Origin of the sequence: Gardnerella piotii, assembly GCF_049815665.1 — a bacterium.
GTDB classification, from domain to species: domain Bacteria; phylum Actinomycetota; class Actinomycetes; order Actinomycetales; family Bifidobacteriaceae; genus Bifidobacterium; species Bifidobacterium piotii.
This window is the reverse complement of the sequence record NZ_CP187450.1, coordinates 193,749-207,195: the sequence shown is the minus strand read 5'-3', so window position 1 is coordinate 207,195 and position 13,447 is coordinate 193,749. Positions and strand designations below refer to the sequence as shown.

The 13,447-nt window shown below is 45.4% G+C and carries 13 protein-coding genes and 1 tRNA gene; 2 read left to right on the top strand and 12 right to left on the bottom strand.

The genetic code is table 11. The annotated features are described in order from the left end of the window. Nucleotides 1-207: 207 nt before the first annotated feature. From ACPEIW_RS00845 to atpB, 8 genes are all read right to left on the bottom strand, one after another. A complete protein-coding gene (locus tag ACPEIW_RS00845; RefSeq protein WP_016635638.1) occupies nt 208-522 on the bottom strand; it encodes a F0F1 ATP synthase subunit epsilon in 315 nt (104 codons plus the stop codon). Nucleotides 523-524: 2 nt separating this feature from the next. Further along, nucleotides 525-2,012, bottom strand: a complete 1,488-nt coding sequence (atpD, locus tag ACPEIW_RS00840; protein ID WP_004133619.1) for a F0F1 ATP synthase subunit beta — start codon at nt 2,010-2,012, stop codon at nt 525-527. Between the two features lie 6 nt (nt 2,013-2,018). Next, the gene (locus ACPEIW_RS00835; RefSeq protein ID WP_004131536.1) at nt 2,019-3,023 is read right to left on the bottom strand and encodes a F0F1 ATP synthase subunit gamma; all 1,005 of its coding nucleotides are present in this window, start codon (nt 3,021-3,023) and stop codon (nt 2,019-2,021) included. A gap of 3 nt (nt 3,024-3,026) precedes the next feature. Next, the gene (gene atpA / locus ACPEIW_RS00830) at nt 3,027-4,703 is read right to left on the bottom strand and encodes a F0F1 ATP synthase subunit alpha (protein ID WP_016795901.1); all 1,677 of its coding nucleotides are present in this window, start codon (nt 4,701-4,703) and stop codon (nt 3,027-3,029) included. Nucleotides 4,704-4,719: 16 nt separating this feature from the next. After that, nucleotides 4,720-5,301: a F0F1 ATP synthase subunit delta gene (locus ACPEIW_RS00825; RefSeq protein ID WP_004131534.1), complete on the bottom strand. Its 582-nt coding sequence runs from the start codon at nt 5,299-5,301 to the stop codon at nt 4,720-4,722. A 77-nt stretch (nt 5,302-5,378) separates the two neighbouring features. Further along, nucleotides 5,379-5,921, bottom strand: coding sequence for a F0F1 ATP synthase subunit B (locus ACPEIW_RS00820; RefSeq protein WP_004133623.1), 543 nt, complete (start codon nt 5,919-5,921; stop codon nt 5,379-5,381). A gap of 60 nt (nt 5,922-5,981) precedes the next feature. Then, nucleotides 5,982-6,215: an ATP synthase F0 subunit C gene (atpE, locus tag ACPEIW_RS00815; RefSeq protein ID WP_004105752.1), complete on the bottom strand. Its 234-nt coding sequence runs from the start codon at nt 6,213-6,215 to the stop codon at nt 5,982-5,984. 100 nt (nt 6,216-6,315) lie between these two features. After that, nucleotides 6,316-7,176 (bottom strand): F0F1 ATP synthase subunit A, encoded by an 861-nt coding sequence (atpB, locus tag ACPEIW_RS00810; RefSeq protein WP_425663841.1) that lies wholly within the window; start codon nt 7,174-7,176, stop codon nt 6,316-6,318. A gap of 380 nt (nt 7,177-7,556) precedes the next feature. Between atpB and ACPEIW_RS00805 the strand changes: the two genes are divergently transcribed. Next, a tRNA-Met gene (locus ACPEIW_RS00805) sits at nt 7,557-7,630 on the top strand. Between the two features lie 54 nt (nt 7,631-7,684). On the opposite strand, the gene ACPEIW_RS00800 is transcribed toward ACPEIW_RS00805, so the two are convergent. The 4 genes from ACPEIW_RS00800 to ACPEIW_RS00785 form a co-directional block, all read right to left on the bottom strand. Further along, the gene (locus ACPEIW_RS00800) at nt 7,685-7,957 is read right to left on the bottom strand and encodes a hypothetical protein (RefSeq protein WP_004131531.1); all 273 of its coding nucleotides are present in this window, start codon (nt 7,955-7,957) and stop codon (nt 7,685-7,687) included. A 55-nt stretch (nt 7,958-8,012) separates the two neighbouring features. Further along, the gene (locus ACPEIW_RS00795) at nt 8,013-9,032 is read right to left on the bottom strand and encodes a co-chaperone YbbN (RefSeq protein WP_425663839.1); all 1,020 of its coding nucleotides are present in this window, start codon (nt 9,030-9,032) and stop codon (nt 8,013-8,015) included. Nucleotides 9,033-9,118: 86 nt separating this feature from the next. Further along, the gene (locus ACPEIW_RS00790) at nt 9,119-10,138 is read right to left on the bottom strand and encodes a hypothetical protein (RefSeq protein ID WP_425664354.1); all 1,020 of its coding nucleotides are present in this window, start codon (nt 10,136-10,138) and stop codon (nt 9,119-9,121) included. Between the two features lie 21 nt (nt 10,139-10,159). Further along, nucleotides 10,160-12,088 (bottom strand): hypothetical protein, encoded by a 1,929-nt coding sequence (locus tag ACPEIW_RS00785; protein WP_425663837.1) that lies wholly within the window; start codon nt 12,086-12,088, stop codon nt 10,160-10,162. A gap of 261 nt (nt 12,089-12,349) precedes the next feature. Between ACPEIW_RS00785 and ACPEIW_RS00780 the strand changes: the two genes are divergently transcribed. Next, nucleotides 12,350-13,345, top strand: a complete 996-nt coding sequence (locus ACPEIW_RS00780; protein ID WP_116438136.1) for an FKBP-type peptidyl-prolyl cis-trans isomerase — start codon at nt 12,350-12,352, stop codon at nt 13,343-13,345. The last annotated feature ends 102 nt before the right edge of the window (nt 13,346-13,447 follow it).

Here is a 13,447-nt window from a genome sequence, read left to right as displayed (position 1 = left end):
CGAAGAGCCTATTTGCTAAAACAGCACAATAAGTGATTCAATTTAGGCTTAAACTAAATCATTACAAAGTATACAGATACCCTACCCCCCTAATGTATTGTTATAACCTTTTCAGACCAGATAAAACAAAAGCAGGAGTCGCGATAAATAATCGCAAACTCCTGCAATATATGAAACTTAGGTCTTATAAAACCGTAAGAGTTAGGCTTAAATCACTTTTGCATTGGGCAAAACGTTGCCGTCTTTATCAACATTGCAACTATGCTCAACAGCAATCGTAATGTGATCGTTGTCAACGGAATAAAAGCCGTCAGTCACCTTAAAAACGTGACGAACGCCTTGCAAATCGTCAACCTTTACAAATCCGTGATCAATCAACGCAAGCACAGCCTCATGCCCAGGAAGAACACCCATTGCGCCATTCACAGAAGGAATAACAACAAACTTAGCATCGCCTTCCCAAACAGGATGCCTGGCTGCAACCACACTAACGTGCAGCGTTTTCACTTGCTTTTCTGCCATAATCACGCACCAAACTCTTGCTGCATATCGTGCCAACGACGCTCAAGATCGTCAATGCCACCAATGCCAGAGAACGCCTGCTCAGGGATCTCGTCGTAAACGCCATCGCAAATGCGCGTAAACGCCTCAATCGTCTCGTCTGCTGGAACATAAGAACCTGGGCGGCCAGTAAACTTTTCGGCCACGTAGAAGTTCTGACCAAGGAACTGCTCAATCTTACGAGCGCGGCTCACAGTGGTCTTATCTTCTTCACCAAGCTCATCAATACCAATCAAAGCGATGATGTCTTGAAGCTCCTTATTACGCTGCAAAATGGCCTTTACGCGGTTAGCGCAATCGTAGTGAGCCTGACCAACATAACGAGGATCCAAAATTCTAGAAGTAGAAGCCAAAGGATCCACAGCTGGGTAAATACCCTTAGCTGCAATGTCTCGCGAAAGCTCGGTAGTTGCATCCAAGTGCGTAAACGTTGTTGCAGGTGCAGGATCGGTGTAATCATCTGCAGGCACGTAAATAGCCTGAAGAGACGTAATAGAATGGCCGCGCGTAGAAGTAATACGCTCCTGCAACGCACCCATCTCGTCTGCCAAGTTTGGCTGATAACCAACTGCAGAAGGCATACGACCAAGCAACGTAGAAACCTCGGAACCCGCCTGAGTGAAGCGGAAGATGTTGTCGATAAACAGCAACACATCCTGATTCTGCACATCGCGGAAGTACTCAGCCATAGTCAAAGCGGTAAGAGGCACGCGAAGACGAGTCCCAGGAGGCTCATCCATCTGACCAAAGACAAGCGCCGTCTTCTCCAAAACGCCAGCCTCAGCCATTTCGCCAATCAAATCGTTACCCTCACGAGTACGTTCGCCAACGCCAGCAAACACAGACACACCGCCGTGGTTCTGAGCAACGCGCTGAATCATCTCCTGAATCAACACGGTTTTGCCAACGCCTGCACCACCGAACAGACCGATCTTTCCACCCTGAACGTAAGGCGTAAGCAAATCGATAACCTTAATGCCTGTTTCAAACATTTGAGTCTTAGACTCAAGCTGATCGAAAGCAGGTGGATTGCGGTGGATTGGCCAGCGCTCAGTCACCTCAATGTTCTCGCCTGGTTTTGCATTCAAAATATTGCCAGTAACGTCAAAAACGTGACCTTTTGTAACATCTCCAACAGGCACAGAAATTGGGCCACCAGTATCTCGCACTAAAGCACCACGAACCAAACCGTCCGTAGGCTTAAGCGCCACTGCTCGCACAGTTGAATCACCAAGGTGCTGCTCAACTTCCAATGTAATCTCGTGGACGGTATCTCCTTCCGTGTTTCCAACGGTGTTGATATCAACCTTGAGAGCATTGTAAATATCTGGAAGATAGCCAACTGGGAACTCAACGTCAATCACGGAACCCTGAACACGGGTTACGCGGCCAGCCGTTGGGTCGCTTTCCTTTGCATCTTCTGGAGGTGCTGTGGTCTGATTTTCAGCCATATGCTCCTATTCCTCCTCATTATTCAGCGCATCAGCGCTGCCGATAATCTCGGTAAGTTCTTGTGTAATGGAAGCCTGGCGAGAAGCATTAAGCTTTCTCGTTAAATCATCCACCAAATTGCGGGCGTTGTCTGTAGCCGTGTGCATAGCATTTTGCCTACTAGCTGTTTCGGAAGCTGCAGATGTAAGCAAGCATTCGTGAATACGCGACTGAATATACTTTGGCAAAACTGCATCCAAAACCTCGTCTGGGCTAGGCTCAAAGCAATATTCCACAGCATCTGGATTGCTGCGACTAACAGCTTCTTCACGCGCCGAAACCGCACCCGTAGACGAAAGCGAAGCCGAAGGGCCAGAAGCCGCCTCGTAGTCAGGCCTATGCATAGCAAACTCTTCGCCGTCTTTTAACGGAACCAGCTCAACTGGAAGCATGCGTAGCGTACGAACCTTTTGCCTCACCATGTTTATAAACTCAGTGAACACAATGTAAAGCTCGCTAACACCGCCATCTTCTTCGGGAGTCATGTACGCGTCCATTAAAGTATCGGAGATTCGCTCTGCGATTGTTACATCAGGATGATCCGTAGACCCTTCCCAAGTGCCTGCAACGTCGCGATTACGATACTTGTAATAGGTTGCACCTCGGCGACCATACACATACAACTCTGCGTGCTTTCCTTCGGCGTCTAACTTTGTAAGCAGCGCCTCGGTTTCTCGAATAATCGAAGACGTAAACGCGCCCGCCATTCCGCGGTCGGAAGTCAACGCCAGAACGGCTACGCGATTGCCTGCACGCTCTTTTCCAAAGATTGGATGCTTAATGTTTGCTTCGTGATGAGCTACCAACGCCTGCACGGCATCGAAAATTGCGTCGCTGTATGGCTTAGCGTTAAGCGCAATATCTCGCGCTTTTGCAATATGCGAAGACGCAATCATTTCCTGAGCCTTAAAGATTTTACCCAAAGACTGTGTGGAAATAATTCTCGATTTCAATGCAAGTTGGGAAGACATACGCTACTTCCCCTCAGACTCGTTATTGCTTGAATCGCGACCATCCGACTTTGGCTTTGCAACAAGCTTTTCCTTCTCAACAGGAGCAGGATTCTCGGCAGGAGGCAAAGAATCCTTAACAATCAAAGGTTTTCCTGCAGAAGTCTTAAACGACTTACGGAAATCTTCGATTGCTGCATCAAGCTTTGCTTCTGTCTCTTTTGTAAAGTCCTCGGTATCGCGAATCACTTGCAAAATGTCGGTTCCCTTATCTAGATAATCCAACATTTCGCTTTCAAAGCGAAGCACGTCTTTTACAGGAATGTCGTCTAACTTTCCATGAGTACCAGCCCACACGGAAACAACCTCTTGCTCCATGGAACGAGGCGAGAACTGCTTCTGCTTAAGCAACTCGGTTAAGCGAGCGCCACGAGTGAGCTGAGCCTTGGAAGCTGCATCCAAATCGGAAGCAAACATTGCAAAGGATTCCAAAGACTTGTAACGAGCCAGCGAAATCTTAAGCATGCCAGAGACCTTCTTCAAAGCCTTGGCCTGAGCTGCACCACCAACACGAGACACGGAAATACCAACATCAACTGCTGGGCGCTGACCTGCGTTGAACAAATCGGACTGCAAGAAGATCTGGCCATCGGTGATAGAAATCACGTTGGTTGGAATGTATGCAGAAACATCGTTTGCCTTGGTCTCAATAATTGGCAAGCCAGTCATTGAGCCGCCGCCCATATCGTCGGAAAGCTTTGCGCATCTTTCTAGCAGACGAGAGTGAAGGTAGAACACGTCGCCTGGGTACGCTTCACGCCCAGGTGGGCGACGAAGAAGCAAAGAAATCGAACGATATGCTTCTGCTTGCTTAGACAAGTCGTCGAAAACAATCAAAACATGCTTGCCGTTGTACATCCAATGCTGGCCAATTGCAGAACCAGTATATGGAGCAATGTACTTAAAACCTGCAGAATCCGAAGCTGGGCTTGCAACGATTGTTGTGTACTTCATAGCGCCTGCTTCTTCGAGGCTTTGACGTACAGATGCGATTGTTGAACCCTTTTGTCCGATTGCTACGTAAATGCAACGAACTTGCTTCTTTGGATCTCCACTTTCCCAGTTTGTGCGCTGGTTAATAATCGTATCGATTGCGATTGCTGTTTTACCAGTTTGACGATCGCCAATAATCAGCTGACGCTGACCGCGGCCGATTGGCGTCATTGCGTCAATAGCCTTTAAGCCAGTAGACAAAGGCTCGTCCACAGGGTGACGATGAATCACGTCTGGAGCCTGGGCTTCAAGAATACGACGCTCCTTGCATTCAATCGCACCAAGACCATCAATCGGATTACCCAATGGGTCTACTGTACGACCAAGATAGGCGTCTCCCACTGGCACAGATAACACTTCGCCAGTGCGGTAAACTTCCTGCCCTTCTTCAATGCCCGTAAAATCGCCTAGAATAACCACGCCAATTTCGTGAGCATCAAGGTTAAACGCTAGGCCCAGTGTGTCGTTCTCAAAGGTGAGCAGCTCGTTTGCCATGCAGCCAGTCAATCCAGCTACGTGCGCAATGCCGTCACCAGCCGTAACAACATATCCAACTTCTTGCGTTGGCATGTCTGCTGGCTTGTACGAGTCAACAAACCCGTCAAGTGCCTTGCGTATAAGGGCGGGATCAATAGATAGTTCCGCCATAATTCTCCTTAATTTATTACTTCACTGCCTGTGTCCAAGCGCCATTGCGCGCAGAACGCTGCAGCTGCTTAAGCTGCATTAACATTGTGCGGTCTGTTACTTGATCGCCAATACGTATACGCATTCCACCAAGCACGTTTGGATCTACGATTGGGTTTATGTACGCACGATGACCCAACTTATTGCTGTAAATCTCAATCAAACGCTTGATTTGCTTATCCGTAAGAGGCTGAGCGGTTGTAACAGTAACCAAAGTTTCGCCTGCTTCGCGCTCAAAACCAGACCATGCGCCGCCAAAGCTGCCCGTCTTGCCACTTTCTGCGCCACCGTGCCAAGTTCCTACAAGGTAGTGCATAATGCGCAAAACAACGGGATGTGCCTTACCTCCAATAAGCTCGTCAATTAAGCGAGACTTATCTTCCGAAGACCTATTTGGATCGGTAATGGCATCAGAAAGCTCTGGATACTTTTCGATCGTATCCATCATTGTTGAAAGCTCATCAGATATGCGTTGAGCTTCGTCATGAGCATCTGAAATGGCTTGCGCAAGCGAAGAACGCGATAAGTTTTCGCTTACTCGCGATGCCTTTTCTGGCATCCGTACCTCCTCATTTATGCAAAACCAAGTAGCATTAGCAACACTAAGACATAAAACTTAGTGAAAGCTTGCTTTAACTACTTGTTTTGCGCCGAATCCTTAACGTCTCCTACTTCATCAATCACATGATCAATGATTTTGGAGCCTACGGTATCGTCGTCTAGCTTAGACGCAAGAATTTTGCCTGCTAATGCCGCAGCGAGTACCGAGACTTCTCCTTGGAGGCTAGTCATGGCGTGCTTATGCTGAGCTTCAATGGAATGCTGAGCTTCACTAATAATCTTCGCAGCATCTTTTTCTGCACGCTGTCTTGCTTCATCAACAATCTTGGAAGCTTGTGCGCGAGCCTGTTCGCGAGTCTTTGCAGCATCTGCTTGAGCATTAGAGAGTTCTTCTTCCATCTGACTCTTTAACTCATCAGCTTCACGCTGCACGTTTGCTGCTTTGGCCATTCCGCCTTCGATTTTTTCTGCACGCTCATCAAGAATTGCCTGGAATTTAGGCATAACGAACTTGTAGAAAAACGCTGCAAGAACAACTAAAATAACCAGCGACCATATAACGTCGTAAGGCTCCGGCAAGAACAACGCCAGTTTATTAGTTTCGGCTGCATATGCCATGGCTTGTCCTTTCTATTCTTTCAACACTTGTATGCGTTGGAACGAGTTGTTTCGTTCGGTTCAGCTTCCCATAATGTAGGCAACGAATCCGAGCAAGCCCAGAACCTCGATGAATGCCAAGCCAATAAACATGAACAACTGAATACGGTTGCCGACTTCTGGCTGGCGCGCAGTGGATTCCATAGCCTTGGATACAACCATTGCCATTCCGATAGCAGGGGAAAGAGTAGCAACGGCAAAGCCGAGAATGCTAAGGTTGCCCGTCAATCCTGCGAGAGCGATGATACTATTCATTGGTTTCCTTTCTTTAGGAACAGTAACCAGTTATAAACCCTAAGATTATTAAACCTGATTTATCTGTTTATTTTAACTAGATTTAACTAGATTTAACTATTTATGCAATAGCAACAGCAGATTTTTCTTCTTTCTCGGGGTAACTTTCCGAAATATACACAGATGCAAGAACGGTAAAAATAAACGCCTGCAAACCTGCGACTATTATTTCGAATACTGTAAACAGAATGCCACCAAGCAGCCATAATGCACCGCCTAAGGCAAGGAGTTTATTGCTGGAATCCACCACAAAGAAGTTGGTGAATACTAGGCAAGTGGCCACCAGCAAATGGCCAGCAATCATATTCGCAAACAAACGGATTGTAAGCGAAAGTGGTCGCACAATCAACAATTCCAGCAGCTGCAATGGCGTAAGAATAAAGTAAATTGGCCATGGCACGCCTGCTGGGAACAAGGATTCGCGGAAGAACGTTAGGAATCCTTTTTCTCTAATTCCAGTGATTAAGTATTGGCACACAACCCAAAGAGCAAACACTAATGGCCCTGTAATAGTTGCGGTTGCAGCTATATTTAAGCCTGGAATAACTGAGCAAAGATTAAAGAAGAATATTGTTATAAAAAGAGTTGTAATCATTGGCACATAACGCTTTCCGCGCTCTTCGCCAATCATTTCGTACACAATGTTAAATCGCACAAAGTCCATTAGAATTTCTAGCACGCTTTGGAATCTTCCTGGAACCACTTTTGCGCGGGCTGCTCCAATGCCAAAAATAATCATAATGATTACGGCCATAATAAGACGCACCATAATAATTCGATTCATGGCAAAAGGTGTGCCTTGGAATAAAATCTCTGGCGGCAAAAAGTCATTAATGCTTGGCATCTCTGGCTTTGCTGAAGCTAGCAACGCCGCAACATTTATATGCGCAGCTTTCGCTAAAACTTCGATAGCTCCACTCATTCGTGCCTCCTTGTAGGACTCTTTTACAATACAGTTGCGCTAAGTATAAAGTTATTCACAAGCTAGTTTGTAAAACCGTAAATCCTGTAAATTCATTCGTTGACGTATGTGCGAAACGAAAACATATCTCTAAAAAGCTGATTCTACTCTTAGTTTGTACATTTGAGTCATATTTGAGTTATATTGCTGATTATTAACGAGTGTTGCGATTGTAGAAATTATGCAAATTCTTAATAACTCGCTTTAGTCACTTGTTTATTATACTCCACATTTGTTTAGAATTAAACTGCTTGCGCTATAAAATTATGCGAGAAACACGCCGAAGACTTGACAAATCCAAATTTGCCCCTATCGTAGATAGAGCTGCTAAAAGTAGCCGACGCGGGGTGGAGCAGCTCGGTAGCTCGCTGGGCTCATAACCCAGAGGTCCATGGTTCAAATCCATGCCCCGCTACTTAAGCCAAGAATCGCATATTTCTCACGAATGCGAATCTTGGCTTTTCTTTTACTAACTAACAGCTCCTGCAAGCTTTCTGCGAACATACTCACTTCTGCTTATATGGTAACTTTTCGACGCTTTTGTTATGCTTTCAAGCTGCGCTTTAGGTAGTTTTATTGTCATACTAACTAAAGGTTCATCTTGTGCAGAGGCCATATGTAGCCCATAATATACAGGTCCTATTACTCCATCATCTTGGTTCTCATCTTCCAAAATCTCAACATCCTTGTCAATTTGCTCGGATGTCATTCCAAATTTTCTTAGCAGACTCTCTTCGTTCATTTTCAATACCTTCTTTTAGCTAACTCAATTTCTTTAGCGTGATATATCTGATATATCAGTAGAGAAGAATCGCTAGGCGGCGGCGAGCGCGATTCAAGCGCTCATCGCCAGCAGGAAGCATTGCAAAATACTCAAGCATGCGGTTTTTAATCACCTCTGCGCAATCTTTGTGAGAAGCAAGAAAATCAAGAAGCCTGCCAAAAGCATCGTCAATGTGACCATCAATCATATCTACATCTGCTACAGCAAGCTGAGCGGAAGCATCGCCAGGATTATCGCCAGCAGCCTTGCGCACAGCCTCAACGTTTGTATTCATATTTCTGCTAAGAAGCAAAGCCTTAGCGCGCTCACGAGATGCCAATTCGTCATTCGGATTAGCTTGTAATACTTTTTCATACTCGCGCGCAGCAAGAGCATAATCGCCATTCATAGCTGCATCGTGCGCAATTTTGTGTTCGGAGGGAATGCTGGAGGAATCGCCAGAATCCGCAGAGTCGCCAGAATCCGCCGCATTATCGTCTACACCAGAATCTGCCGAATCAACATAAGGAGCCGTTCCAGCAACACCAGACTTTTCCGCAACCTTAACTAATTGCGGCAAAATGGCACTACAAATCTGATTCAACTCATCTTCGCTAGGCAATCCTTGGCAAATAGGCATTGGCCTGCCCCCAACCAATCCATATACAGCTGGAAGCTGCTGCGCACGCAAAGCTTGAGCAATCGATGGGCTTTCATCCGCATCAATTCGAGCAAGCTGCATTCTGCCATCTAAGGCGCTAACAGAATCCGCAAGCTTTTGCGCTAAGTCGTAAGAAGTTTCGTCACTTTTTTGCCAAACAAGCAAAATAATTGGAAAACTTACGGAAGTTTGAACCATTGCCTGGAAAGTTTGATCATTAACATCAATCACGTATCCGCCTGCAAGCGGAATTTTAGACTGCGGTTTGCCAGATTTTTCGGCAGCTTCGCGCTTTGCAAGAGCCTCCGCTTTGCGCTTTACGCCTTCTAGGTCTACTGCTCCAGCAAGCGAAAATCCGCCTGGATTCATGCCCATAGATTGTGAATCAACCATATTTCCTCTTTTGCTTGTATTGCTTTACAAATATCTCTAAAGCGTTAAACGCATTACCGAAAGCCTAAGGCGCTTCTACAACGCTTCTACAACGCTTCCACTTTTATAGGCTGACGCTCCGCTCCAACAGGAATAATCTTTGCGTCCGAGCCAGCAGGAGGCACAACCATAGCAACAACGTTCACATAAGTTACGCGCATTGTAGAAGTGGCTTTAGAATCCCCAAATAACGCTTTTTCTTCGTCGGAAGCTGGCCTAGATTCGCGGCCTTCTCCAGCTTTTCTAGTCCAAACTGAATCAATGCGAGCAATAACCAAATCACTCCCATCGCTTGCACGCATAACGCTAATCTGGTTTGTTACAGGAGTAAAAACTTGTTCTTGAGATCCCTTATTTCGCTCCATTCCAGCTTGAACTGTTTTAGAAAGCTCGCTTAGTTTCGATCGCAAGTAATCGTCAGCAAAATACTTTGAAAACTTGCTCGATTCTCCTCTTTGCAAAACATCCGCATATGCAGTCGCAGCCGCGTGTGGAGACATAACAAGCCCCGAATCATTAGCTTTGCCCATAGAAGCTCCGATTGAAGGAACTGGGAATTTTGGCAAATGCACACCAGGGAAAAGCCTTGCAACAGCCCAAAGCTTGTAGTTTGAGCGCGCGCTATCTTGGCGAATCACCAACAAACGTTTAGACTGCTGGTCTTTTGTTGTTGTGGTAATTGTCATTAAATCGCGCGGCCAACTTGCGTTTGTTGGCACAATTGTTTGAGCAACTTCACGCGGAATAGTGGTTTTTGCATCTAGCTTGCCCGTTTTTGCAGCAATCGCCAGCTCACTTGCGCGCACAAGAGCCGAAGGGCCACTCATGTATTCCGCAAGATTACTTGCGTTTTTCTCTTCGTTAGCTTTTTCTAAAGAGCGCAAAACTCTTAAACGTATATCTTTTTCTTTGATTGGCGTTACATCTGGAAGCTCTTTAACGCTAGAGCCTTCTGCAGCCTTAGGAACTTGGCCTTCGCAAGCGCAAAGCGTAAGGCACATTGCCGAAGCAATTACCGAAGCACACGCAAAACGCGCGTAGTGCTTAATTTTATGCGCATAAAACATAGTCACACTTTCCAAAATACGTTACTTTTTGCGGTTTTTTGAAGGTTTTGAGGAGCCATTTTGGGAACCATTTTGGCGGCTGGCATTTTGATGGCCAGCATTATTAAAGCCATTTGCATCATGATTGGCGTTATTACTGGCCTTATTTCCGTCCTTGTTGCCGTTGGTATTTCCGCCACTTGCATAGCCACTCGTGCGATTCTCTGAGCCTTTATACTTGCGACTTTTGCCACGATTTTGGCTTCTGTAGTCACGCTGGTTAAACTGGTTGCGCGACTTGCGCCTTGCTTCACCAGGCTTCGCGCTACTCGAATCGCCAGCCTCCAACGATTTGCCAAGATTTTCGCCAATGCGATTATCGCGCTTACGATTATCGTCGTCTTTACGAAACTCTGCGTCCATTATGCCATCTCGATTTTTACGCTCACCGCGATTGGCTTTCTTGGAGCCTCCAGCAGAATTTTCTTTGCGATCGTTGCGATCTTTGCGATCTTTATACGATTCCTTCTTGTAGCGCTTTTTTGCAAATCCATCTTCTGATTTAGATGCGCCTTGTGATTTTTGAGATTTTCCAGACTTCCCTGCAATTCCCGAATTTCTAGATTCGCTAGATTCGCTAGATTCCGCAGATTCATGCAAATCCTTCGATTGCTCCGACTGATTCGCGCTAGACAAGTCGAAAGACTCCGCTGCATTATTCTCCGACGCATTATTCCTTGCCGCATTATTCTCCGCCGCAAAATCGCCCTTAAAATCAGAACTCGACTCGCTCGCAAGCCTTGCAAAATAAGCTTGCAAGTCATCTTTAGAAATAACAGTTGTTTCGTCTAAAGCGGCAGTCTTAGAAGAATTTAGACCAGACTTTACGCTTATAGAAGAATCTACAGCGGCTTGCGACTTTGTTGTACGCGTTCTTGCGTGAACTCCATGACGCGCATGCGCACCAGAACCCACTTTGTGCTTAGACTTTTTGTCTTTGTTGCTACCAAAAATGCCAGCTATTGTTCCAGCCAAAGCCTCCGAGAACTTAACTTCTTCTTGACTATTGTTTTCAACACTAATCAAGCCCGTTCTGCTTGCAACAAGTCGCTTGTTTCGTCTGCGATGCGGAGCCATTGCAAACACAGAAGCCGAAAGGCCGCATAGCAAAATAAACAGCGCTCCTACAAAATACATAGGAGTAGCAAAATCAGGAAGATTATGCCTGCGCCAACGCAATTCAACGAAAGCTTCGGGAGAATTCTTGCCAAGATCGATTATAAGAACCCTACGCGCAATTTTTGATTGCAACTCCGACGACAATTTTTGATGAGAAGTCTGCGATTGCGCGCCATTTTGAGCATCACTTTGCACGTTATTTTTCGCTTGCAATCCCTCTTGCGACTCCTGCTTTAACGCTAAATCCGCCGCATTCCCCACTTGCTCAAAGTCGGCAGCATTTACAAACAACTTTGCCAAACCCATTTGGCAAGTGGCGTTAGTCCATAAATCGGAATCCTTAAAATCAACGTCTTTAGAAGCATCTTTAGAAACGTTTTTAGAAACCTTAGAATCGTCCGTTTTTGCACTATCTACGCGCGCGTTATCGTCTGCATTCATAACATCGGTAGAAAGACTATTCCAATTATTAAGACCCGTTATTCGCTGAACGGAATAACCCTTAGTCCATCCACGAACATCTTTAGCTAAGCCAACTGCAACGCAAATCGGCTTGCGACTATTTAGTGCCGCAACGCTAATTTTTACCCTATAGTCAACAAGATTCAAAACGCCTGGATCTGTAACAATGTATCTAGACCCATACACGTTTGCATGCGCCGAAACAATAGAGCTTGGCTTCCAAACAGTTGCATTAAGCACACCAAGAACAATACTAAGAGCAGCAAGAAGGCCAAAAATTGGGGCCACTACTCCTCGCATAAACCTAGCTCGTTTTGTAGGACGTTGCATCAAACCTCTTTCTTAAGCTTGGCACGCCGCCAATTAGGCACCCCGCACGCGCACAAACTTATTAACGTAATTCTAAATTCGTTATATTGTATCCACTGCTATCTATTCTACAATCTTTACTAATCTTTTATAAGGTTTGCTGTTTTGCGCAATAAATCACACTGAAATCGCGACTAAATTGCTCTTAAAGCACGCTAAAATCGCTAGTTAAATCGCTAGTAAATCACACCAAAATCACATGCAAGTTATAGTCTTAAACTTATGACAAAAACCAAATTAAATTTGACTAAATCAGTTATAACTCGAGTAATTTGTGCTGCGAGCGCAATTGCCATGTGCTTTGGATTAGCATCTTGTAGCGCAAACAGCGAGTCAAGCAATGGTGCAGCAAGCAGTGAAGCAAACGCTGCTGGAATGAGCGTTTTAAGCGGCGTTAAGGCTAGCGGAGCTTTAGGAAAGCAGCCAAAGGTTGAATTAACAGCGCCTATAGATGTTAAGCCAAATTCTTACGCCATTTTGCAAGACGGAAATGGCGCTAAAATCCCAGAAAATAGTCGCGTATGCGCTAATGGCATTGTATACAACGCTAAAAGCGGCAAAGAGCTTATGAACACATGGAAGCAAGGAAAGCCAGACTGCTCAATTGTTGTTAAAAAGGGTGTTACTAGCAAGTCTTACTACACGCTGCTTAAGGGCAGGAAGATTAATTCAACGATTGCGTTTGGAATTCCTGCAAATCCACAAACTAAGCAAGACGCGTACGTAATGGTGTTAACTCTTGTTTCTGCAATGAAAACTCTTGATCGCGCAACAGGCAACAAAGTTAAGGATATTCCTGAAAATCTGCCAAAGGTAACTCTTGATAAGTCTGGCGCACCGTCATTAGATAAGAATAACTACGTGCCAAATGGAAAGCTAATTTCTCAAACTTTGATTGAGGGCAACGGCAAAGTGGTGAGCGAAAAAAGCACAGTAACTGCTCACTACACTGGATGGACTACTGATAAAGACGGAAAATTGTATCAATTTGATTCATCATGGAAGCGCGGTACTCCTGCAGACTTCTCGCTGGCTGGTCAAGTTATTCCAGGATGGACTAAAGGCTTAGCTGGAAAGAAAGTTGGATCACAAGTTCTTTTGGTAATTCCGCCAGAAGATGGATATGGCAAAGAAGACAAGAAGGACGCAAAAGGAAACGTAACGATTCCTGCAAATTCAACGCTTTACTTTGTTGTAGATATTCTCTACGCTTCATGATTAGTAGCGATTTAACTCGCGATTAAACTGCGATTAATGTTATGCCGCGCTTGAATAAATCTTGCGCGGCATTTTTGTACGCGCTCCGACCTGCCTTTTCGC